The 21582-nt window shown below is 37.0% G+C and carries 20 protein-coding genes and 1 pseudogene; 17 read left to right on the top strand and 4 right to left on the bottom strand.

Annotated elements, in window-relative coordinates:
• Positions 1-507 precede the first annotated feature (507 nt).
• Positions 508-930, bottom strand: coding sequence for an RDD family protein (locus ACK4M9_RS20715; RefSeq protein WP_409854663.1), 423 nt, complete (start codon positions 928-930; stop codon positions 508-510).
• Positions 931-1968: 1038 nt separating this feature from the next.
• Here ACK4M9_RS20715 and ACK4M9_RS20710 point away from each other — a divergent pair.
• From ACK4M9_RS20710 to metK, 16 genes are all read left to right on the top strand, one after another.
• Complete coding sequence (locus tag ACK4M9_RS20710; RefSeq protein ID WP_409854661.1) at positions 1969-4503, top strand: glycyl radical protein; 2535 nt, start codon at positions 1969-1971, stop codon at positions 4501-4503.
• Between the two features lie 82 nt (positions 4504-4585).
• Positions 4586-5353: a glycyl-radical enzyme activating protein gene (locus tag ACK4M9_RS20705; RefSeq protein WP_409854659.1), complete on the top strand. Its 768-nt coding sequence runs from the start codon at positions 4586-4588 to the stop codon at positions 5351-5353.
• Between the two features lie 40 nt (positions 5354-5393).
• Entirely contained in the window at positions 5394-6194 is an 801-nt protein-coding gene (pduB, locus tag ACK4M9_RS20700) for a propanediol utilization microcompartment protein PduB (RefSeq protein ID WP_409854658.1), read from the top strand.
• Positions 6195-6246: 52 nt separating this feature from the next.
• On the top strand, positions 6247-6528 hold the full coding sequence (gene pduA / locus ACK4M9_RS20695; RefSeq protein ID WP_409854656.1) for a propanediol utilization microcompartment protein PduA: 282 nt from the start codon (positions 6247-6249) through the stop codon (positions 6526-6528).
• Between the two features lie 75 nt (positions 6529-6603).
• Entirely contained in the window at positions 6604-7326 is a 723-nt protein-coding gene (locus ACK4M9_RS20690) for a hypothetical protein (protein ID WP_409854654.1), read from the top strand.
• A 16-nt stretch (positions 7327-7342) separates the two neighbouring features.
• Entirely contained in the window at positions 7343-7903 is a 561-nt protein-coding gene (locus ACK4M9_RS20685) for a BMC domain-containing protein (RefSeq protein ID WP_409854652.1), read from the top strand.
• 48 nt (positions 7904-7951) lie between these two features.
• The gene (locus tag ACK4M9_RS20680) at positions 7952-8227 is read left to right on the top strand and encodes a BMC domain-containing protein (RefSeq protein ID WP_409854694.1); all 276 of its coding nucleotides are present in this window, start codon (positions 7952-7954) and stop codon (positions 8225-8227) included.
• Positions 8228-8229: 2 nt separating this feature from the next.
• Positions 8230-8859 carry a phosphate propanoyltransferase gene (pduL, locus tag ACK4M9_RS20675; RefSeq protein ID WP_409854650.1) on the top strand — a complete coding sequence of 210 codons (630 nt, stop codon included), beginning with the start codon at positions 8230-8232 and terminating at the stop codon, positions 8857-8859.
• Between the two features lie 147 nt (positions 8860-9006).
• Entirely contained in the window at positions 9007-9270 is a 264-nt protein-coding gene (locus tag ACK4M9_RS20670; RefSeq protein ID WP_409854648.1) for a EutN/CcmL family microcompartment protein, read from the top strand.
• Positions 9271-9302: 32 nt separating this feature from the next.
• Positions 9303-10694: an aldehyde dehydrogenase family protein gene (locus ACK4M9_RS20665; protein ID WP_409854646.1), complete on the top strand. Its 1392-nt coding sequence runs from the start codon at positions 9303-9305 to the stop codon at positions 10692-10694.
• Between the two features lie 17 nt (positions 10695-10711).
• The gene (locus ACK4M9_RS20660) at positions 10712-11827 is read left to right on the top strand and encodes a 1-propanol dehydrogenase PduQ (RefSeq protein WP_409854644.1); all 1116 of its coding nucleotides are present in this window, start codon (positions 10712-10714) and stop codon (positions 11825-11827) included.
• 80 nt (positions 11828-11907) lie between these two features.
• Positions 11908-12612 (top strand): MIP/aquaporin family protein, encoded by a 705-nt coding sequence (locus tag ACK4M9_RS20655; RefSeq protein WP_409854643.1) that lies wholly within the window; start codon positions 11908-11910, stop codon positions 12610-12612.
• Between the two features lie 97 nt (positions 12613-12709).
• A complete protein-coding gene (locus ACK4M9_RS20650) occupies positions 12710-13936 on the top strand; it encodes an acetate/propionate family kinase (protein ID WP_409854641.1) in 1227 nt (408 codons plus the stop codon).
• 160 nt (positions 13937-14096) lie between these two features.
• Positions 14097-15356: a PocR ligand-binding domain-containing protein gene (locus tag ACK4M9_RS20645; protein WP_409854639.1), complete on the top strand. Its 1260-nt coding sequence runs from the start codon at positions 14097-14099 to the stop codon at positions 15354-15356.
• Positions 15357-15381: 25 nt separating this feature from the next.
• Positions 15382-16395, top strand: a complete 1014-nt coding sequence (locus tag ACK4M9_RS20640; RefSeq protein WP_409854638.1) for a response regulator — start codon at positions 15382-15384, stop codon at positions 16393-16395.
• Between the two features lie 19 nt (positions 16396-16414).
• Positions 16415-17575, top strand: coding sequence for a methionine adenosyltransferase (gene metK / locus ACK4M9_RS20635; protein WP_409854636.1), 1161 nt, complete (start codon positions 16415-16417; stop codon positions 17573-17575).
• 385 nt (positions 17576-17960) lie between these two features.
• On the opposite strand, the pseudogene ACK4M9_RS20630 reads toward metK, so the two are convergent.
• Positions 17961-18473 (bottom strand): annotated as a pseudogene (locus ACK4M9_RS20630) (YibE/F family protein); the annotation flags it as partial.
• A 95-nt stretch (positions 18474-18568) separates the two neighbouring features.
• Positions 18569-20788, bottom strand: a complete 2220-nt coding sequence (locus tag ACK4M9_RS20625; protein ID WP_409854635.1) for a YheC/YheD family protein — start codon at positions 20786-20788, stop codon at positions 18569-18571.
• A 229-nt stretch (positions 20789-21017) separates the two neighbouring features.
• Between ACK4M9_RS20625 and panD the strand changes: the two genes are divergently transcribed.
• Complete coding sequence (gene panD / locus ACK4M9_RS20620) at positions 21018-21380, top strand: aspartate 1-decarboxylase (RefSeq protein WP_409854634.1); 363 nt, start codon at positions 21018-21020, stop codon at positions 21378-21380.
• Here panD and ACK4M9_RS20615 read toward each other — a convergent pair.
• Positions 21366-21582, bottom strand: a 217-nt coding sequence (locus ACK4M9_RS20615; protein WP_409854633.1) for a hypothetical protein, incomplete at its 5' end; no start/stop codon positions are given. The genes panD and ACK4M9_RS20615 overlap by 15 nt on opposite strands.

Below are 21582 nucleotides of genomic sequence, written 5' to 3'. Positions count from 1 at the left end.
AGATTTAAGAACTAATGTTCGATAAAAAATTATTTAGCAGTTACATAAAGCGGATGGGCGGTTGACCATTCCCCAATAGGAGGGGGGTGGCAAGAATGACGACATATGAGGCAATAATTGTAGCACTTCAATCAAATATAGTTTTGATAGGAGTTGTATCATTGATTATAGTCATCGTCAAAGACAGAAAAAAGTAACCGTCCAGCCCTGACCAAGGAATAGGATAGTTACTTTTTTCATTAGTATCGATTTTTGGTCACCCTGCTACCTTCCTGAGAGACTTCTTTGCAAAGCATGCGACGAGTAATCGCAGGAGCAGCAGTAGCGGATGTAATTGCTGACCGGACGTTGGACCGTTCGGTCTTTTTTTATTGTCTGTCTGTTTATGCTTAAATTATACACTACAACGTTGTTTTAAATCAATTTTTTGGGATTTAATTTAAACTAAAGGAAGCACAAGAACCGTCCCTTCGCTTCCCCACCTTTGAATAGAAGCTTTTGAAAGTGTTATTCTGGAATATGAAATGTAACAATGGTGCCTGCGATAAAATCGTGGATGGCACGCTTATCTTCTCTAAATATCACCATGAAAAAACTAACAATAGACGCAATCCCAAATGTAAATGTGTAAATAAATCCTGAAACAAGATCTCGTAGTAGCATCGTACCAATTCCAACTTGGTCACCGTTAATCTTTACAATTCGGATCCCCATCATTTTCTTGCCGACAGTGAAGCCCTTCCAAATGACTGGAAGGATGATACCGTATAAAAACATTAAGAATTCAAAGGGGAGAGTTAGTTCTCCAGTCAAAATATAACTAATGATGGTAATTGGAAGAAAAATAAATAGGAGATCTAATATCTGGGCAAAAAATCTTTCCCCAAATCCAGCAGGATTTTCGTAAGCAGGGGTCTGGTTACTGTGCATAAATTACCACCTCATGTTAAAATATTCATAATATACATAGTTTACAGACTATTTTACCATAACATTGGTAAAATGTGAGATTTATCTTTTCGTAAGGCTTATCGTCTCTTCATTTTTTATCGTCTAACCTCATAATCAGATCAGCGGAGGTATTTTGTTAGCCTTCCTAGTTTCGAATTAAATTTGGTGGAATCATGTCTATGATCGCAGGTTTATTTCTTGCTTTAGCACACTCTATTAATCTAGTTTTTTCAGATGGTGAAGGTGTTTTATTGGGTAAAGTTATTGTGTTTTTGGGCACCACTTCTTTTTGTAATAGGAATGATATTCGTTGGTATTTCAATGATGAGAGCGAAACTATTACCGTCTGTTATAGGGTTATTACTTATTATCGGAACAATTGTGTTTGCCCTTGGTACAGTAGCAGGAAATTTAGAACCTCTTATCTCAACACTAGGGTCGATTATCACCGGATTAGGTTTTATATGGGGAGGGTTCTTTCTTTTTAGAAGGAGTTCTCAGTGGACAATAAAAAATTAACTGGTCTTTAAAACGGGTAAATTTAGTATGAAAACTTGATTTACTCGTTTTTTTGTTGGCTTTTTCGTGAAACATCGTTCCTATCCCCTGTTTCCTCTTAAAAACCAAAAATTACAATGAGTGAACCCAATTCCTTATAAACAGGAGTTGGGTTTTTACCTTTTCATGCTAACTGTAACGAATTTACAAGTAAAAGTGCGTTTCGCATAGATAATTTAAAAGAATTGTTCTTTTTGGCTGTCTGGCACCTTACAGCGCGGTTCGATTTGTACCGTTTAGGTAAATTTTGTGCTTATTTTTCTAGGTCCTTGCATTTTTTTTTACCGAAAAGGAGTGTTGTTTTTCCTAACGACAGTGAAGAGCGATCGAGTAGAGTAAAGGTAAGATACATGAGGAAAAGAAAGCGAAAATAACCATCTATTCTTTTCTTAGCTTCATGGATCTCATTAATGCAAATTAATTAAAGGGTTTTCATTGAGAATTGAGAGGAGAAAGAGGATGAAGAATATTGTTCAAGGATTTAGTTCCCCTAGTCAAAGAATTGAAGTATTAAAAGAACAGATTTTAGATGCTGTGCCCCGTATTGAAACTGAAAGAGCGCTTCTTATTACGGAGTCTTATAAAGAAACGGAAGGGCAACCAGCAATCATAAGAAGAGCAAAAGCTCTAGAGAAAATATTAGCAGAAATTCCTATTGTCATTAGAGACCAAGAGTTGATTGTAGGAAGTTTAACTCAAGAGCCAAGATCTTCACAGGTGTTTCCAGAATTTTCAAATAAATGGATTAAAGACGAATTTGACCGAGTCGGGAAGAGAAATGGTGACGCTTTCCAAATTTCTGAAGAAGCGAAACTTCAACTAGAAGACGTCTTTGAATACTGGAGTGGGAAAACAACAAGTGAACTTGCTACATCCTACATGTCTGAGGAAGCGAAATCTTGTTTAAATCATAATGTGTTCACAGTTGGAAACTATTATATGAATGGTGTTGGTCATATTTCAGTAGACTATGCCAAGGTGTTGAAAAAAGGATTTAAAGGGATTTTGGAAGATACCGTTGTAGCGATGAATGAGGCAGACGATAAAGATCCTAGTTATATTAAAAAGTACCAATTTTATAAAGCAATCATCATTATTTGCGAAGCAGCGATAAAATATGCGCAGCGTTACGCTGAGAAAGCGCTTGAATTATCTCAAGTAGAGTTCAATCCTGCTAGAAAGAAAGAATTAAAACGAATCTCAGAAGTTTGTATGACTGTTCCAAAAAATGGAGCTACCAATTTCTATGAGGCTTGCCAATCATTTTGGTTTATTCACGCCATTATAAATATTGAATCAAATGGTCATTCGATTTCACCTGGACGTTTTGACCAATATATGTACCCATACTTCCAAATGGATCAAACAACATCCAAAGAAGAAGCTCAAGAGCTAGTAGATTGTATTTGGGTAAAATTGAATGATATTAACAAAGTACGTGATGAAGTATCTACAAACGCTTTTGGTGGATATCCAATGTTCCAAAACTTAATTGTAGGTGGTCAAACAAGAGAAGGAATGGATGCAACCAACGAGCTTTCCTACATGGCAATTGAGGCTACTGCACATGTTCAATTACCTCAACCATCGTTTTCAGTTCGTGTCTGGTCAAAATCACCAGATCAATTTTTAGTCAAAGCTTGTGAATTATCTCGTCTTGGTTTAGGTGTTCCTGCTTATTATAACGATGAGGTAATTATCCCAGCGTTAGTAAACCGAGGCTTAACATTAAGTGATGCTAGAAATTATGCAATTATCGGTTGCGTAGAGCCACAAAGTCCTGGAAAAACAGAAGGATGGCACGATTCAGCATTCTTTAATCTTCCGAAAGTATTAGAGATTACACTGAACAATGGAATGTGCAATGGTGAGCAAATCGGACCTAAAACAGGTGATATCAGTCAATTTACGAGTATTGAAGCCATCATTGAAGCTTATAAAAAGCAAATGGAATACTTTGTAAGTCATTTAGCTGCAGCTGACAATTGTGTGGATTATGCTCATGCTGAAAGAGCACCACTACCGTTCTTATCGTCTATGGTTGACGATTGTATTTCAGTTGGAAAGTCGTTACAAGAAGGTGGGGCGCACTATAACTTTACAGGACCACAAGGAGTTGGTGCTGCAAACGTCGGTGACTCATTTATGGCAATTAAAAAGTTAGTGTTTGAAGAGAAGACTTTTACATTACAACAATTAAAAGAGGCGCTTGATTGTAACTTCGGTGCAGATAGTTGTAATAACCAAGCTCTTGACGCTGATAAAACATATGACCTTGTATTAGCAGCTGTTAAAAAAGTATTAGGCGAAAGTGGTAACGCAAACATTTCTTCTATTACAGATAAGTTAGATATTCATCTTGGTCAATCAACTACTGGTGTAGCTAGTAACAATTTCGAGTCAATTCGTCAAGCTCTTATTAAGGCTCCGAAATTCGGAAACGACATTGATGAAGTTGATATGTTGACACGTGAGGGAGCACTAATCTATTGTCGCGAAGTGGAAAAACACACAAATCCAAGAGGTGGAAAGTTCCAAGCAGGTTTATATCCAGCTTCCATTAATGTACTAATGGGTACTTGTGTAGGGGCAACTCCTGATGGAAGAAAAGCGAAAGAGCCGCTTTCTGATGGCGTTTCACCATCTAGAGGTGCAGATACTAGTGGACCAACCGCTGCGACAAACTCAGTAGCAAAATTAGATCATTTTATTGCTTCAAACGGAACATTATATAATCAAAAATTCCATCCTTCAGCTATTCAAGGTGATTCTGGACTACAAAATCTTGCTTCACTCGTTCGTGGTTACTTTGACCAAAAAGGGATGCACATTCAATTTAATATTATTGATAAAGCAAAGCTTGTCGCAGCGCAACAACAACCTGAAAAGTATCGCGATCTCGTCATCCGCGTAGCTGGTTATAGTGCACAATTTATTGCCTTAGATAAAGCTATTCAAGACGATATTATTATGCGTACAGAACACAATTTTTAAAGACTAACTTAAAATTATAGACTGGTTGAAATTTGCTTTATTGGAATTTAGATTCGGCCTTTCTTGCAAGAGGTGACAAGAAATGGAGAAAATTGATTATTCGAAAAAAGGTGTTGTCTTTAATATTCAAAAGTTTTCAGTGCACGATGGTCCGGGTATACGAACAATCGTATTTTTAAAAGGTTGTCCTTTAAGATGCTTGTGGTGCTGTAACCCAGAATCACAGGATCCTAAACCTACTGCTGATTTTGGAAAAGAAATGACTGTCGAAGAAGTGATCGAAGAACTAAAAAAAGATGCGGTTCATTATCGACGTTCAGGTGGTGGAATTACCATTTCAGGTGGTGAACCTCTCATGCAGGACAGCTTTGTAATTGAACTATTAAAAGCATGTAAGGTACAAGGCTGGCATACGGCAATGGAAACGACAGGATTAGCTAATGAAAAGGTTTTAACAGATGTAATTCCACTTTTAGATTTAGTGTTATTAGATGTTAAAGGGATTGAATTTGATGTACATGAGAAATTTACAGGCATCTCTAGTAAACCCCTTTTAAAAAATTCAATCGTCATTGGCAATCTAGCTAAAGAAATTGCGATCAGAATTCCAGTTATTCCAACATTTAATGCAGATGAAAAAAGTATCGACTACATTTGTCAGTTTGTAAAACACATTAACCGTGTGTCAAGGGTCCATTTATTGCCTTACCATAATTATGGTGAAAATAAGTACGAAGTTGTTGGAAAGAATTACGAAATGAAAGAGATTCCATCGTTATCAATACGCGACTTAAAAGACTATCAATCAATTGTTGAAAAACATGGTTTTATGTGTGTCATTGGAGGCTAAGATTGAGGCTCATAAACCCATATTCCAGGAGGTTACGAGAATGGAAGACAAATTAATAGAAAAAATTATGCAGGAAGTATCAAAAGAATTACAGGCTCCACTAAAGACGGAGACGGCCAGAAGTAATGGTACTCAACAGCAAGAAACGCAAACTTGTCAGTTAACAGAATTTATTGGTACTGCAATGGGAGATACAATCGGGCTTGTAATTGCCAACGTCGACCATGCAATCCACGAGAAGATGGGAATTGACAAGAAATATCGTTCTATCGGAATTATTGGGGCGAGGACAGGTGCCGGCCCACACATTATGGCGGTAGATGAAGCAGTCAAAGCAACGAATACAGAAGTATTAGCAGTTGAACTTCCACGAGACACTAAAGGTGGAGCGGGCCATGGTAGTTTAATCATTGTTGGTAGCCAAGACGTTTCTGATGTGAAACGAGCAGTCGAAGTAGCCCTTGCGACTGTTGAACGAACAATGGGTGATGTGTATGCAAATGAAGCTGGTCATCTTGAATTTCAGTATACAGCTAGAGCAAGCTATGCCGTAGAAAAAGCTTTCGGAGCTCCAGTTGGTAAAGCTTTTGGATTGATTTGTGCTGGTCCTGCAGCAATAGGTGTAGTGTTGGCTGATACAGCTGTAAAATCAGCGAATGTTGAAGTTATCACGTATTCATCACCTGCTAATGGAACAAGTTACTCGAATGAAGTAATTATTACGATCAGTGGAGATTCAGGTGCAGTTAGGCAAGCTGTTATTGCAGCAAGAGAAGTAGGGATTAAATTACTAGGAACATTAGGCGCAACACCTCAATCTTTGTCTACACCTTACATCTAATAAATAGGTTTATAGCCAAAATATATCAACTAAAAACTAGGAGGAAATAAAAATGAATTCAGATGCATTAGGGATGATTGAAACAAAAGGATTAGTAGCAGCAATTGAAGCAGCAGACGCAATGGTTAAAGCATCAAATGTGAAACTAGTAGGTTATGAGAAAATCGGTTCGGGACTGATTACTGTCATGGTAAGAGGAGATGTTGGTGCAGTAAAAGCAGCAACTGACGCTGGAGCAGCTTCAGCTAGAAATAAAGGTGAGGTAGTTTCGGTTCATGTAATTCCACGTCCGCATATCGATACAGAAAAATTACTTCCAAAATTCCAAGGTTAATCGTTTCGTCTAAGAGGGTAGGGTAGTATTTCTGCCCTCTTTAGAATTATGCCGTGGATAAGGAGGTAAGGAACTGTGATTGAATCTGAAAAACTGATAGAAACGATTGTTAAGGAGATTTTAAAACAATTGCCAAATATCCAAACGGTCGGATATACATCGCTCAAAACAAAAAAGACAATTAGTATCGTTTCACCAACGAATAGAGATGATTTACTAACCAATGTCTTGCCTTTTTTGAAGGAAGATTATTATTTAATAAATATTATTACTTCTACACTAATAGAAGAAAGAAGCGATCATCAAGAGCAATTTGATGAAGTTATTTTAAAAGAAGAGTGGGACTTTAATCAAAAGCATACAGATATCGTGATTTTTACAGACCTCTCAAGGGCGATTATTGCAAAAACGGCCCTTGGCATCAGTGATACGTTTGAAACACTATGGATCGAACATTGTTTGGCCACAGGAAAAGAAATCATTATGTTAACAGATGGTTTTGTACCGTTTACAGGTAAGGAACCTCAACCGTATGTAGCAACATTTGAACACTATTTCGAGACGATGAGTAGTTTTGGAATTAAATTACTAGAGAAAAAGCAGTTACTTCCATTTTTTACAACAGCCAATCAAAGTGATTGGGAAATCGATAAGAAAGTTATTACAAATGAGGATATTCTTACTGTCGGAGAAGGTGGTTCACTTACTGTTGTAAGTAATGCAATTGTTACGTTACTAGCTCAAGAAACCGCTAAAGAACGAAGTGTAAAAATTCATTATAAAGGTATAAATCCTTAAATGGGAGGTGTTTGGTTTGAAACAAGCTTTAGGGTTAATAGAAGTTATTGGTTTATCCGCAGCAATAAACATCGCTGATACAATGGCGAAGGTTGCTGATATACAGGTGATAAATCTAGAAAAGACCGATGGATTTGGCTGGATCACAATTAAGATCGAGGGCGATGTTGCAGCTGTTCAAGCTGCAGTTCAGACAGGTGAACAGGTTGCTCATCAAGAGAAAAGTTATGTTTCTAGTAAAGTAATCCCTCGGCCAGTGGATGATGTAGTGAAAGTACTGATTGAACAACAACTACCCCAAACAAATTCCGTTCGTGTAGTAGAGCAAGAACAACAACCAAACGATTTAAAACTACAAAACGGAGTACAAGAAGCTAAGCAAGAAGTACAGCTACAAAACGAAGTAGAAGAAGTAAAGCAAGAAGTAAAACAAGAAAAAGAAGCAGAAAAGGTTTCTGCAACGGTAAAAGACAAAATCGAAAGAAAGACAACAAGTACGAAGGTGCCCAAGAAACCAGCAACGGTTTCACAAAGTACTCCAGATGTCCGAAAAGAAAATGAACAGACGCTAAACTAGATTTTGATGATGTCCTATATCTAATTAATAAATTAAGGAGGTTATATGATGAATGATGCACTCGGAATGGTTGAAACAATTGGTTTAGTTGGTTCGATTGAAGCCTTAGATGCAATGGTTAAGTCAGCGAATGTGACAGTAGTTGGCTATGAAAAGATCGGTTCTGGACTTGTAACCGTTATGGTAAGAGGAGACGTAGGAGCTGTTAAGGCAGCTACAGAAGCCGGGGCCCAAGCGGCATCGAGAGTCGGCGAAGTGAAATCGATCCATGTTATCCCGCGCCCGCATATTGATGTGGAAGTAATTTTGCCTAAAGGTGTCTAACGATGAAAATGAATGATGTTGAAGTAATCGTCAAAAAGGTATTAGAAAAAATCGCCACGGAGCTGTCAATTCCAGTAGGTATATCAAATCGACATATCCATTTAACAGAAGCTGATTTTAACGAGCTTTTTCCTAATCAACCAATAAAAATTCAAAAAATGCTGAAGCAGCCAGGTGAATTTGCGGCCGAACAAACGGTTACTGTTGTTGGACCAAAAGGGAAAATCGAGCGAGTTCGGATCTTAGGTCCATTTCGATATCAATCACAAGTGGAACTTTCAAAAACCGATGCAAGACAAATTGGATTGTCAGTTCCGATTCGCATGTCAGGTGACCTAAAAGGGTCACCTGGTATCCAACTAGTTAGTGATTATGGGAAAGTAACGTTATCAAAAGGGGCGATTATCGCCAAACGACATATTCACATGTCACCAATGGAAGCTAGGCTATTACAAGTAAATGATGGAGACGATGTTGCTGTTCGGATTAAAACAGCCACTCGCTCAGTGGTATTCGAACAATGTCATGTTCGTGTCGGTAATAATTTTTCATTAGAAATGCATATTGATACGGACGAAGCAAACGCTGCTGACATCGGTGGGGACGCTGTTGCAAAAGTGGTCAAATCTTAATTCATTTCACATAGATAGCTCTAATTTTATGCGAAAAAAAGCTTATCAAATAGCCAAATTAACCTGGAAACAAACTGGCTTCACCTAAAGCAATTAATCATTTACAAGTTAGGAAGTACGGCTGTTAAGAGAGGGTTGTAGCTATAAATGAATATGGCAAAAGTAATTGGGAATGTGGTTGCAACAAAAAAAGAAGAGTCGTTGACAGGATATAAGCTGATGATTATTCAAATCGTTGATTCTAATTCTCAACCTACCGCTATGGAAGAGGTAGTAGTTGATTGTGTCGGCGCAGGAATAGGAGATCATGTTTTAATCACAAAAGGAAGTTCAGCGAGAAAAATTTTAAGAGATCAAAATTCCCCTGTTGACGCAGTAATTGTTGGAATTATTGACCGCTTAGATAAATAACAGAGAACGTGCGTAAGAGAGGAGATTTAAAAATGACTACAAAGGAAATAGAGGAGCTGGTAAGGCAAATTATGCTAGGCCAGACAGACATCAAGAAAGAAGGAAGTATCGGTGGGAGCGGTGTGTTCAATACGGTTGATGAAGCAGTATGTGCTGCTGTGAACGCTCAAGCTGAATACTTATATGTATCTCTTGAAATTCGTCGAAAAATTATTACGTCAATAAGGGAAAAAATGCTTCCATTAGTTGAGGAACTTTCCACGCGTACCTATGAAGAAACAGGCATGGGCAATATTGAAGACAAAATTCATAAGAATCGATTAGCTATCAACCAAACACCAGGGGTGGAGGATCTAATTACGAATGCGGAAACAGGCGATTATGGAATGACGCTATATGAGTATTCTCCATATGGAGTTGTTGGTGCTATTGCTCCAAGTACGAATCCAACGGAAACATTAATTTCTAACACAATTGGTATGTTAGCTGCTGGAAATGCAGTTATATTTAGTCCACATCCAGGTGCAAAAAATATTTCTCTATGGTTAGTGAAGAAATTAAACGAGATTGTTTGCGAAGCTAGTGGCATTGATAATCTAGTAGTAACGGTTGCAACGCCTTCTATTATAGCTGCTCAAGAAATGATGAATCATCCAAATGTTCCACTTCTTGTCATTACTGGTGGTCCTGCAGTAGTAAATGAAGCAATGAGAACAGGAAAAAAAGTAATAGCAGCTGGAGCTGGAAATCCACCAGCCATTGTCGATGAAACGGCCAACATTAAGAAAGCAGCGATCGATATTGTCGATGGGGCTTCGTTTGACAACAATATACTTTGTATTGCTGAAAAGAGTGTTGTCGCTGTTGATTCAATTGCTGATTCGTTAATCGGACAGATGGAGAAAGCAGGCGCTTATCTCATAAAAAATCCTGAAGATATTCGCAAATTAGAAGTCTTATGTTTAACTGAAAATAATAAGCCAAACAAAAAATTTGTCGGGAAAAACGCGGTCGATATATTACAAGCCGCAGGCATTCAATATACAGGAACTCCACGTCTCATAATTGTTGAAACTCAAAAAAATCACTATTTTGCCGTGGAAGAAATGCTGATGCCAATTCTTCCAATTGTAAGGACACCAAATTTCGATTCAGCATTGAGGACAGCACTTGAATTGGAACAAGGTCTTCATCACACTGCCACTATGCATTCACAGAGCATTGCTAATTTAAATAAGGCAGGGCGTCAATTACAAACATCCATATTTGTAAAGAATGGACCTTCCTTTGCAGGATTAGGATTTAAAGGAGAAGGAAGTACAACTTTTACCATTGCTACACCAACTGGAGAAGGAACCACTACAGCTCGTCATTTCGCTAGACGTCGTCGCTGTGCTTTAATAGATGGTTTTTCGATTAGGTAAATTGAGGAGGAAAGCCCGTGCAAAAATTTGCGATTCCTACTGCGGTATACAGTGGTAGTGGAAGCTTGGAGCAATTATCCGTTATTAAAAATAACCATATTTGGATCGTTTGTGATCGTTTTTTAGTAGAAAATAAGGCAGTGACAAAGCTATTAAAACATATCGATGACACGAATATGGTAGATATCTTTCCTGATGTGGTTCCTGATCCGCCTCTTGAGAATGTTGCTCGTGGTGTAGAAGTTGCAATTCAATTAAAACCACAGATATTACTAGCTTTTGGTGGTGGTTCTGCCATCGATACAGCAAAAGGTATTTTACTCTTCTTAAAAAAGAGCGGATCAAATCCGATCAAGAAATTTATAGCGATTCCGACAACTAGTGGAACGGGCTCTGAGGTAACCGCAGCAACTGTTTTAACTGATCGTAAATCAAAAGTTAAATATCCAATTTTTACAGAAGAAATAATTCCTGATGAAGCGATTTTAGATCCTGAGTTAGTAGTTTCAGTTCCACCAACGATTACTGCGAATACAGGGATGGACGTTTTGACACATGCATTAGAAGCTTACGTTTCGAAAAATGCTAACTCGTTTACAGACGCATTAGCAGAAAAATCATTTCAACTAGCCATAGAGAATCTAGTTGACTGTTATAAAAATGGTGCAAATATAGCTAGTCGAACGAAAGTCCATGACGCATCAACGTTAGCCGGAATGGCGTTTAATAGTAGTAATCTTGGATTAAATCATAGTATCGCTCACCAGATCGGTGCAAAGTTTCATATCCCACATGGTTTAGCCAATGCTTTGTTGCTTAAGCCAGTTGCACAATTTAATGCAAAAGCTAGTCCTTATGCTCTAAAAAAATATGCGCATTTGGCAAGAATTTCAAGAATTTCTGAAGCAGAGGATGATGATGAGGCATTAGTAGATTTAACGAATCTATTTGAAAGATTAATGGTCGCGATGAAAATGCCTTTAACGTTATCGGAATGTGATATTCAAAAAAGCAGCATTCAAAAAGAGCTTGATACGATGTGTACGGCTGTTCTAACAGATGCGTGTTTCGCTACAAATCCGGTTCAGCCAACAAAAGATGAAATAAAAGCAATAATCTTATCCGTTATTTAGAAATTGTACATCAATTTACTGATTAAAACAGAAAAATCCAGATAAATATTGTCTGGATTATAAACGAGGAGGAAATTAGGATGTCACCATATGTTGCAGAATTTATCGGTACAATGATTCTTATTTTGTTTGGTACGGGGTTAATGGCTGGCTTAAGTTTAAATAAGACGTATAGTGGGGGATTTAATTGGGTCGCTGTTACATTTGGGTGGGGTTTCGCAGTGATGATCGCAGTCTATGCTGCTGGTCCTTTTAGTGGTGCTCACTTAAATCCCGCCATTACACTTGCATTCGCAATGGAAGGAAGTTTTCCTTGGGTTGATGTATTTCCGTATATAGTATCACAAATAATTGGAGCCTTTGTTGGTGCTTCAATTGTCATTCTTTATTATTATACTCATTTCAAATCAACACCGAAGGAAATTAATACAAAAGGTATTTTCTCGACTGGGCCAGCAATTAGAAATACTCCTTTTAATCTAATTAATGAAGTAATTGCAACATTTGCGTTTGTCTTTTGTTTATTATTAATTGGTTTTAATCATTTTACAGAAGGACTCAACCCTTTAATCGTCGGCTTTTTAATTACTGCGATTGGTATGTCTTTTGGTTCAACAACTGGTTATGCAATTAATCCTGCTCGTGACTTTGGTCCTCGACTTGCATATTTTCTCTTGCCAGTTCCAAATAAAAGTAATTCAGATTGGACATACGCTTGGGTTCCAATTATAGGGCCAATATTAGGAGCTTTGCTTGCGGTAGGTATTTACAATTATATTAGTTAAATTTTATTAATGACCAACTTTTCAGGTGGAATCTCTTCCACCTGAATTCAGCTGTATATATGTCAATGCAGAAAAAAGTATATTTTGAGGTGAAAAGATGCAGAAAATTTTAGCCATTAATGCTGGGAGCTCTTCTTTACGTTTTCAGCTATTTGAAATGCCTAAAGAAACCGTAATTGTTAAAGGATCCTTTGAAAGAATTGGTAACGAAGGCGGTTTATTTTCAATAACGACGGAAGATGCTAAAAATGTTGAGTCTGTTCATGCGGCCAATCATAAACAGGCGGTTGAATACCTTCTCGAACGTTTACGAAAAGATAAAATTATTCAAGATCTAAATGAGATTGCTGGTATCGGTCATCGCGTTGCCCATGGTGGTGAAGAATTCACAGATTCCTGTGTGATTGATGATAGTGTACTAAAGAAGATTGAAAGCTTAGCAGATTTAGCTCCTCTTCACAATCCAGCCAATTGTATGGGCATTTCAGCGTTGCGAGCTGTTATACCTAATGCGGTATCAGTAGCTGTGTTTGATACTTCTTTCCATCAAACGATGCCAGAAGAAACATTTCTTTACCCAATTCCTTATGAATTATACACAGAAAATCGCATTCGAAAGTACGGCTTTCATGGAACAAGTCATAAATATATTGCAAGTCAGGTTGCAGAGGTTGTTGGTAAACCGCTTGAAGCATTAAGAATTATTTCGTGTCATCTTGGTAACGGTGCAAGCATATGTGCGATAGATAAGGGACGTTCTATTAATACTTCCATGGGACTTACACCAATTGCTGGATTAATGATGGGAACACGTTCTGGTGAAATTGATCCGTCGATTATCCCTTATATTAAAGAGAAAACAAATCAACCGTTAGCAACGATTATGGATATGTTAAATCGACAATCTGGTTTGCTGGGAATTTCAGGTTTGTCTAATGATTTACGTGATCTAGAAGAAGCAGAGGATAATGGAAATAGTCGTGCAGCTCTTGCATTAAACATGTTTACAACGAAAATTCGTGAATACATTGGAGCGTATGCCTCGACCATGAATGGCTTTGATGTTCTAGTATTTACGGCTGGTATTGGAGAGAATTCATCACGGGTCAGAAAAAAGGTACTTGATCGTCTATCATTTTTAGGGATTTCTTATGACCCTGAGCAAAATAAAACTAATGATGTGATTATTAGTAGGGAAGATTCCTTAATTAAAGTGTGCATCATCCCAACTAATGAGGAGGTAATGATCGCAAGGGATGTCCACCGTTTATTAAATGGCAATACTATGAACAATCTTGTGGGGGCAAGCTTCTATCAACTATAATGAATGTATCCGCTTTCCAAAACAACGTTTCTACTAGTCGTGTTATTTATTATTAGTAGAAACGCTGTATAATTCAATCTCATGAACTTATTAAGCTACTAGAGTATTAATTTTTTATAATGGAATTTGGATAAAAAAATCTTACTAAGAGGTAGTGCAAATGAGTCATTCAAGAGAGGAATTATCTAAAGACAAAGCATTCATTGATATCGGCATTCAAAAACTAGTAGATACGAATATCCTTCAACAAGTTCAAGAAAAAATTGCAAAAGTGACAATGCTTTCGATGATAACAGTTAACAATAAGGGTGAGCCTATCACAAAGGAAACGTCATTCTCAGAGTTTTGTCGAACGCGTAGAGAAAGCACCAGTTGCAAACAAATCTGTTATTTTTCAGACGCTTATGGGGCTTTAAAAGGAGCAATGAGTAACAGCCCGTATATATACCGTTGCCCAGCCGGGCTAGTAGACTGTGCAATTCCAATTATTATTAATAATCAGCATGTAGGGGCTGTATTAATGGGGCAGGTTAGATGCTCAGATCAGGATTGTTTGGAAAAGCTAGAAGACATTGTTAAAGAGGATACTGCTTGGCGGAAAATTCCTCATTTAGTTGAAAAGTATGAAAGAACACCAATCATTGAATTTGAGAAAATTAAATCCACTGCAGACCTTGTTTTTTTTATTATTAACCAAATGATTGAAAGGGAAGTTGCCTTGCTTATTCAAAATGAGTTCTTACGCAAGGAAAAAGAATTATTGGAGGAAAGAAAGGTTAATTTCGAGTTAAAAAAGAAGCTTGAGGAAGCAGAACTATACAAGTTAAAGCATAACGTTAAGCCTCAATTTATCTTAAATGTCCTAAATTCTATTAGTAACTTATCATTACTCGAAGAAGCTGAGCAGACAAATGAGATGGCCAATTTGTTTGCGGAGATATTACGATTTAATATGGAACATACGGACAATATTGTATTCCTTGAACAAGAGATAAATAATATCGAATGTTATTTAAAATTTCAAAAAATCCGTTTTGGTGCGAAACTCGATTATGAATTAATCATTAATACACCTATAGACCAACAAAAGATTGACGCTTTGTTGCTATTACCGATCGTAGAAAATTCAGTAGTGTACGGAATATTAGCAAAGGAAACCGCTGGATTTATTCGATTAACGGTTGACGCTGATAAGGATCATATTGAAATTATCATAGAAGATAATGGAATTGGCCTAGCTCCTAAGGAAATAGATCATGTATATAAACAATATCAATTAATCTACGAAATTAAGCAACAGGGAGTAAGAGCAGAAAATAGTCAAACGCTTCATTCTGAGAAATTAGGTTTGGATTATGAGATTCAACTCTCTAGTGAAGAAAATGTAGGAACAACAGTAGTAGTGAAAATTCCCAAATAGGTCGAGGATAAAGGATTGATTGCGGATGCATAAGGTATTAATTGTAGACTCGGAATATCTCAATAGAGAAGCTCTAAAAGTAATGATCGAAAAACTCGACAGCTTTCAAGTTGTAGGGCAAGTAGAAACTAGTAAAGAGTTATTGACCCTTTCGAAACAGTTATCACCAGATATTATTCTTATGGATATGATGCCTTTTAATTCAAACAGTATTGAACTATTAAAAGCAATCAGAGAAATCAATTCGAAAGTTGCTATCTTTATTCTATCAGTTTGTAATGATGCCAAACTCATCCAACAAGCAAAACAAATAGGGATTGATGGCTATTTAGTCAAACCATTTACTGTTTTGAAATTAAAAACGATTCTTAGTAACTATGAAAAAACTAGAAAAAATCCGTTTTATGCGGAAGCCTTAACTCAAAGCATCGTAAAGAAAGATTTTGAAAAAACATATCGAATTCTGCCAAGAATGGCACAAGACTTACTTGACTTATCTGCAACCAATCCAGAAGCTGCTCTTTCAGAGTGTGAGTTTTTGTTAGAAGTATTTCTAAAACTAATTAATTGTGTAGATGAAAAATATAAAATGAGATATAAAAGAAAATTTTCAATTCAAGAAAATACATTTGAAAATGTTTATACTGTTGAGTATTGGTTGTTTACCATCGTAGATGAAGCTTATAAACAGCTAAGTATTCAAAAGTATCACCAATTGGCTCGAGTTTTTTCCTATACAGATGAAAACATTGAGCTTGATATAAGTTTAAATGAAACATCCCGAATATGCGAAATTAGTCAAGGATATTTAAGTCGAATTTTCAAAAGACAATTTACGATCGGATTTAATAATTATATACACTTTCGAAAGATGCAGTTAGCTAAGTTGTATTTTACTCGGGATAATTTAAGTGTGACAGATATATCGTTTCAACTTGACTATAATGACGTTAGCTATTTCTGCAAGGTTTTTAAACGAATTGAAGGGTACACACCAGCACAATTGAAAAAAATAGAAATGAAAATGAAGCAATCATAATAACTGGAGGTGGTATAGTTTGGGGAAATTGCTTGTCACATCTGAATCGGTAACAGAAGGTCATCCGGACAAATTATGTGATCAATTGTCAGATGGATTACTAGATGCATATCTTTCAGAAGATCCAGATTCTAGAGTAGCAATAGAATGCGTCGCATCCAATGGAATAATTTTTATAACTGGAGAAGTGACGTCAAAGGCAGATGTCGACATAACGGCTGTTGCTAGAAACATAATTGAGGAAGTTGGTTATACACACAAAGATTATGGGCTCGATTTTAAAACATGTCTGATTGTTACGAATATCAATATTCAATCACCAGACATTGCTCTTGGTGTTCAAAAAGCAGTGGAATTCCAGGAAACATCAAAAGAAGGACTTGAAGCAATGGGAGCAGGCGATCAAGGTATTATGTATGGTTATGCTTGTACGGAAACCGATGCTCTGATGCCCTTACCGATTTATTTAGCACATCAATTAGCTATCCAATTGGCAACGTTACGTAAAAATGGTCGGTTACCATACTTACGCCCTGATGGAAAAACACAGGTAACCGTTTCCTATGATGATAATGGGGACCCCGAGGAAATTACCGATATTGTCATATCAGCACAACATGATGAAATGATTAGCCAAGAAACGATTTGGCAAGATGTAATAAAGGAAGTTATTGAACCGATTATTCCGGCCAAATGGCTGACGAGTAAAACACGTTTTCATATTAATCCAACTGGAAGATTTGTCGTAGGTGGTCCTCAAGGAGATACTGGATTAACAGGTCGAAAAATTATCGTCGATACATATGGTGGAGTCGCAAGGCACGGTGGCGGTGCTTTCTCTGGAAAGGACCCTTCAAAAGTCGATCGATCTGCGGCCTATATGGCCAGATATGTTGCTAAAAACATAATTGCAGCTGGTTTAGCTAAAAAATGCGAAATTGCCATCTGCTATGCGATAGGCAAAGCAGAACCCTTAGCCATAAATGTGAATACATTTAATACTGAATTTGTACCGAAAGATACCATTGATCAGTTTATAAAAGAAAAGTACAACTTCTCGGTCGGAGCAATTATCAACCATTTACAATTAAGACAACCGATTTATCGTAAAACAGCGGCTTACGGACATTTTGGGAGAAATGATACAAATTTCCCTTGGGAAAGAGTAGATCGAGCTTAAAATAGAATGATCATAGTTTCTTAGTATGAGGCGTTGGCATTTTAACGCCGGTGGGAGTAATGACGACAAATGAAGCAATTATTGTAGGACTTCAATCAAATTTAGTTTTGATAGGGGTTGTATCATTGATCATAGTCATCGTCAAAGACAGAAAAAAGTAACCGTCCACCCTCCAACCAAGAGATAAGGATTGTTACTTTTTTCGGTAATAATATGATCTTGGTCACCTGCTAGCTTCCTGATATACTTCTTTGCAAAGCATGCGACGAGTAATCGCAGGAGCACCACTTGCGGATGTAATTGCTCGACCGGACGTTCGCAGCGTTCGGTCATTTTAAATTTTGTGTTGTAATAAGTTTATTGAATACGAAAATTAGAGGATATTTCAAATGTTTGTTTTATTATTCTCGTTGCTTTTCACTAAGAAAAATGCAGTAATCCAGGAGGTAATTGGAATAACCAATGTTACGCCAATCCCAGCACAAAGAATTGTGATGATCTCCGCACTAAAGATCTTTGAATTTACAATCTCTCCTAGAGAATAGGATAAATCTTTAAACCAAATAAGCAATGCTAAGTACCCTCCAAAGAAGGCAAAAAATAATGTATTCGTGCTTGTTCCCATTATATCTCTTCCAATACTTAATCCAGATGAGAATAATTCTTTTCGACTAATTGATGGATTATGGTAATGGATCTCACGCATAGGTGAGGAAATAGCGATAGCTGCATCAGTAATTGCGCCAATGGTGCTCATAATGATTACAGCAACTCCAACTTTAACAAAATCGATACCAATATAAAGGGAAAACATCGTTAGTTCTTCAATTTCTTCTTCTCCAAACCCTTGGATCATTGCTTTCTTTGTTAAAATGACAATGAAAAGAAGCAAGGGGACGGTTCTGTTGCTTCTTTCGTTTAGTAAACGAAGGAAGCACAAGAACCGTCCCGTCGCTTCCAAAAGGACAGCCTGTCGACGCTGTCCTTTTGGATTTATACACTTTTAATCTCTCTTTGCAAATAAGCGATATAATCGATAGGTGTAGTGTAAACTTTTTCCCATTTACTTGTTACAAGTTTCTCGTCCCGGAAGGTGAGGGTTTCATAATCTGAAATATAATTTACTTCGATAAAATAAGGAGTGCCATCTGAAGTTAGTCCGATATCAATTCCAAGGTCTCCGATATGAGGGAGTTTCGTACTTAAATATTCAGCTATATTTATACAGAAATCATTAATATCTGCATATACTTTTTTGGCTGACAGACCAGGGAGGCTTTTAAGAATAGTATCTAAATCATAAACAGTTCCTCCTTGCCCGACATTTGTCACAACCTTGCCTTTTTCTGCTACTTTTGCTATAAAAGCAGTTGTTTCCCATGCACCAGTGGAGTTTCTTTGAACAGCTACTCTCACATCAAATGCATTATTATTAAACTCTGCTAGTTGAATTCTTTCCTGGACTATATATGAGTATTTTTTTATACGTTGACTTAATATCCGAGGCAGTGCCCCTTCAAAATATACTTTTTCCCATTCGTTCATTGAAGTTTTATAAGTGATACACCATCTTTCTCCTGCCTTTTTTAGAAACATTATTCCTCTTCCTACAGCTCCAATGTTTGGTTTTAAAATTAGTTCTTTATGGTATTTCATCATTTGTAAAATACTCCTTCTTGAGGCTCTGCGCGTGTCTGGGAGGTTTTTAGCCAAATTTTGATTCAGTGACAACAGTTTCCATATAGGATATTTACCATAATCATAATTTCTTACATTAACAATTATTTTACCGTCGTTTAAAAGCTTAGCAATGTGTTTACGTTTCTTTACACCATCTACAATCCTATTGTAAAAAACCTTTGGACAGGGAACTTTTTTAATTTGATAGCCTACTTCCCCTTTAATGTAAGCATTAATTTCCTTTTTTTCAGGTTGTACTTGATCTAGTGTGACAAAGCAGGGAATCAGGTGGTTTTTGTTTGCAGCAGATTCAATATACTCCAGTTGTTTCCTGAATCTTTCTCTTGGAGAAGAGATACTGTTCCACCTTCGTTTCGGGTAAACAATTCCAATATACTGCTGAGGCTGAGCTAGTGATGGTAATATAAAGGGCTTGTTAAACAATGAACTCTTCTTATTTAGTAGAAACGCTGCGTAATCAATAGGGGTAGTGAAGACCGCTTTCCATTCGTCAGACACCAGCTTTTTGTTTCTGAAGGTAAGAGCAGGGTAATCAGAGCATTGGTTCAATTCAATAAAATACGGGAGGCCCTTTTCTGAGATACCGATATCCATTCCCAGGTCAGCCATATGCGGATAACTAGCCTCATAAAATTCAGCAATCTTCAGGGTTAATTTTGTTATCTCTTTTTTAATTTTGGAAGCAGATAAGGTAGGGTGTTTTTTTAATAGTTCTTCAAGTGGATAAGTGCTGCCCCCTTGATGGGTATTTGTCAGGAAGTGATTTTTCTTAGCGAGCTTTGCAATAATTCCACTCACTTGCCATTCCCCTTTACCGTTTTTTTGCACGGCTACTCTCAAATCAAAGGGAGAACTGTCAACTTCTGCAAGGTTGATTCTTTCCTGGACAATAAATACTTTTTTCATAATTTTTCTTGTCAGGACCGTTGGGAGTTTCGTTCTGAACTGTACTGTTTTCCATTCCTCTCCTTCATTTCTTTTACCTTTATAGTACAAAGTCCATATTCCATTTGCTTTCTCCATTTTCATAATCCCTGCACCAATAGCCCCGCTATTGGGCTTAATCATTAATTCAGAGTGTTTTGCCATCATTTTTTTAATTGTAATGGCAGAAGCTTTGTATGTTTCGGGAAGGTGAGCTTGGATTTCCTTGTTTTTCTTAAGAAAAATGTAATCATTATATTTCCCATAATTAGATCCTTTAATGTTATAAACTTTTATATCACTCCTTAAGAGAGAAGTGAACTTCTTCCTGTAGGAGCAGCGGCGAAAGATCACCTGTGGGATATCTACAGTGTGCTTCCTGTACCCTGTTTCATCTTTTATATACGCATTAATTGTTCTATTTTTAAAATCTAATGAATCAGGACAAAAATAGCACAGAGTTAAACCGCTTTTCCTAGCAGCCTCTTCATAATAGGAAATAAATCTTTTTTGCTTTCCTTTTAAACGGGGCATCTTTTTATAAAGTCCCCTTGATATTGCTATACCTGCATATTTTCTTGTACTCATTTATAGGCTCCTTTATAAAACTTTTACTATATGTATATTGAAATCAAAGGAGTATGCATGGGTTTTGTGCCTAGAGAAATATTAATTTCAAAAAATATCTTTATTAATTGGATAATTTTGGTTCTACATAAAAAACTATTTTTACGTTTTTTGTGCGTATCCCTATACTAATTTCTAAAATATACATATCGTGACATAGAAAATGAAACTTTATTGAGGGAGGAAAAAAATGTATAGGACGATGATGAAAGGAAAATTACACCGGGCCCGAGTGACTGACGCAGACTTAAATTATGTTGGGAGCATAACAATAGATGAAGATTTAATGGAAAAGGTGGGTATGGTGGCTAATGAGAAAGTCCAGGTGGTAAATAACAACAATGGCGCCCGTTTCGAAACATATATTATCCCAGGTGAGCGGGGAAGCGGAGTGATTTGTTTAAACGGTGCAGCCGCGAGACTTGTAGAAAAAGATGATATAGTCATTGTCATTTCCTATGTACTGGTAGAAGAAAAGGATTTAAAAAATCATAAGCCGTTAGTAGCTGTGCTTGATGAAAAAAACAAAGTAACAGACTTAATAAAAGAATAGCGGAAGCAAGGGGACGGTTCTGTTGCTTCTTTCGTTTCGCAAAACGAAGGAAGCACTAGAACCGTCCCCTCGCTTCAAAATACAGAAAAAAGTAACCGTCCACCCTCCAACCAAGAGATAAGGATTGTTACTTTTTTCGGTAATAATATGATCTTGGTCACCTGCTAGCTTCCTGATATACTTCTTTGCAAAGCATGCGACG

This window comes from Anaerobacillus sp. (assembly GCF_046314235.1).
Classification (GTDB): domain Bacteria; phylum Bacillota; class Bacilli; order Bacillales; family Anaerobacillaceae; genus Anaerobacillus.
The sequence above is the reverse complement of the archived record's forward strand: the minus strand, read 5'-3'. Positions and strand labels throughout refer to the sequence as shown.

Coding starts and splice junctions, on each gene's coding strand:
- ACK4M9_RS20715 (WP_409854663.1), bottom strand. CDS start 930: ATGCACAGTAACCAGACCCCTGCTTACGAAAATCCTGCTGGATTTGGG.
- ACK4M9_RS20710 (WP_409854661.1), top strand. CDS start 1,969: ATGAAGAATATTGTTCAAGGATTTAGTTCCCCTAGTCAAAGAATTGAA.
- ACK4M9_RS20705 (WP_409854659.1), top strand. CDS start 4,586: ATGGAGAAAATTGATTATTCGAAAAAAGGTGTTGTCTTTAATATTCAA.
- pduB (WP_409854658.1), top strand. CDS start 5,394: ATGGAAGACAAATTAATAGAAAAAATTATGCAGGAAGTATCAAAAGAA.
- pduA (WP_409854656.1), top strand. CDS start 6,247: ATGAATTCAGATGCATTAGGGATGATTGAAACAAAAGGATTAGTAGCA.
- ACK4M9_RS20680 (WP_409854694.1), top strand. CDS start 7,952: ATGAATGATGCACTCGGAATGGTTGAAACAATTGGTTTAGTTGGTTCG.
- pduL (WP_409854650.1), top strand. CDS start 8,230: ATGAAAATGAATGATGTTGAAGTAATCGTCAAAAAGGTATTAGAAAAA.
- ACK4M9_RS20670 (WP_409854648.1), top strand. CDS start 9,007: ATGAATATGGCAAAAGTAATTGGGAATGTGGTTGCAACAAAAAAAGAA.
- ACK4M9_RS20665 (WP_409854646.1), top strand. CDS start 9,303: ATGACTACAAAGGAAATAGAGGAGCTGGTAAGGCAAATTATGCTAGGC.
- ACK4M9_RS20655 (WP_409854643.1), top strand. CDS start 11,908: ATGTCACCATATGTTGCAGAATTTATCGGTACAATGATTCTTATTTTG.
- ACK4M9_RS20650 (WP_409854641.1), top strand. CDS start 12,710: ATGCAGAAAATTTTAGCCATTAATGCTGGGAGCTCTTCTTTACGTTTT.
- ACK4M9_RS20645 (WP_409854639.1), top strand. CDS start 14,097: ATGAGTCATTCAAGAGAGGAATTATCTAAAGACAAAGCATTCATTGAT.
- ACK4M9_RS20640 (WP_409854638.1), top strand. CDS start 15,382: ATGCATAAGGTATTAATTGTAGACTCGGAATATCTCAATAGAGAAGCT.
- ACK4M9_RS20625 (WP_409854635.1), bottom strand. CDS start 20,788: ATGAGTACAAGAAAATATGCAGGTATAGCAATATCAAGGGGACTTTAT.
- panD (WP_409854634.1), top strand. CDS start 21,018: ATGTATAGGACGATGATGAAAGGAAAATTACACCGGGCCCGAGTGACT.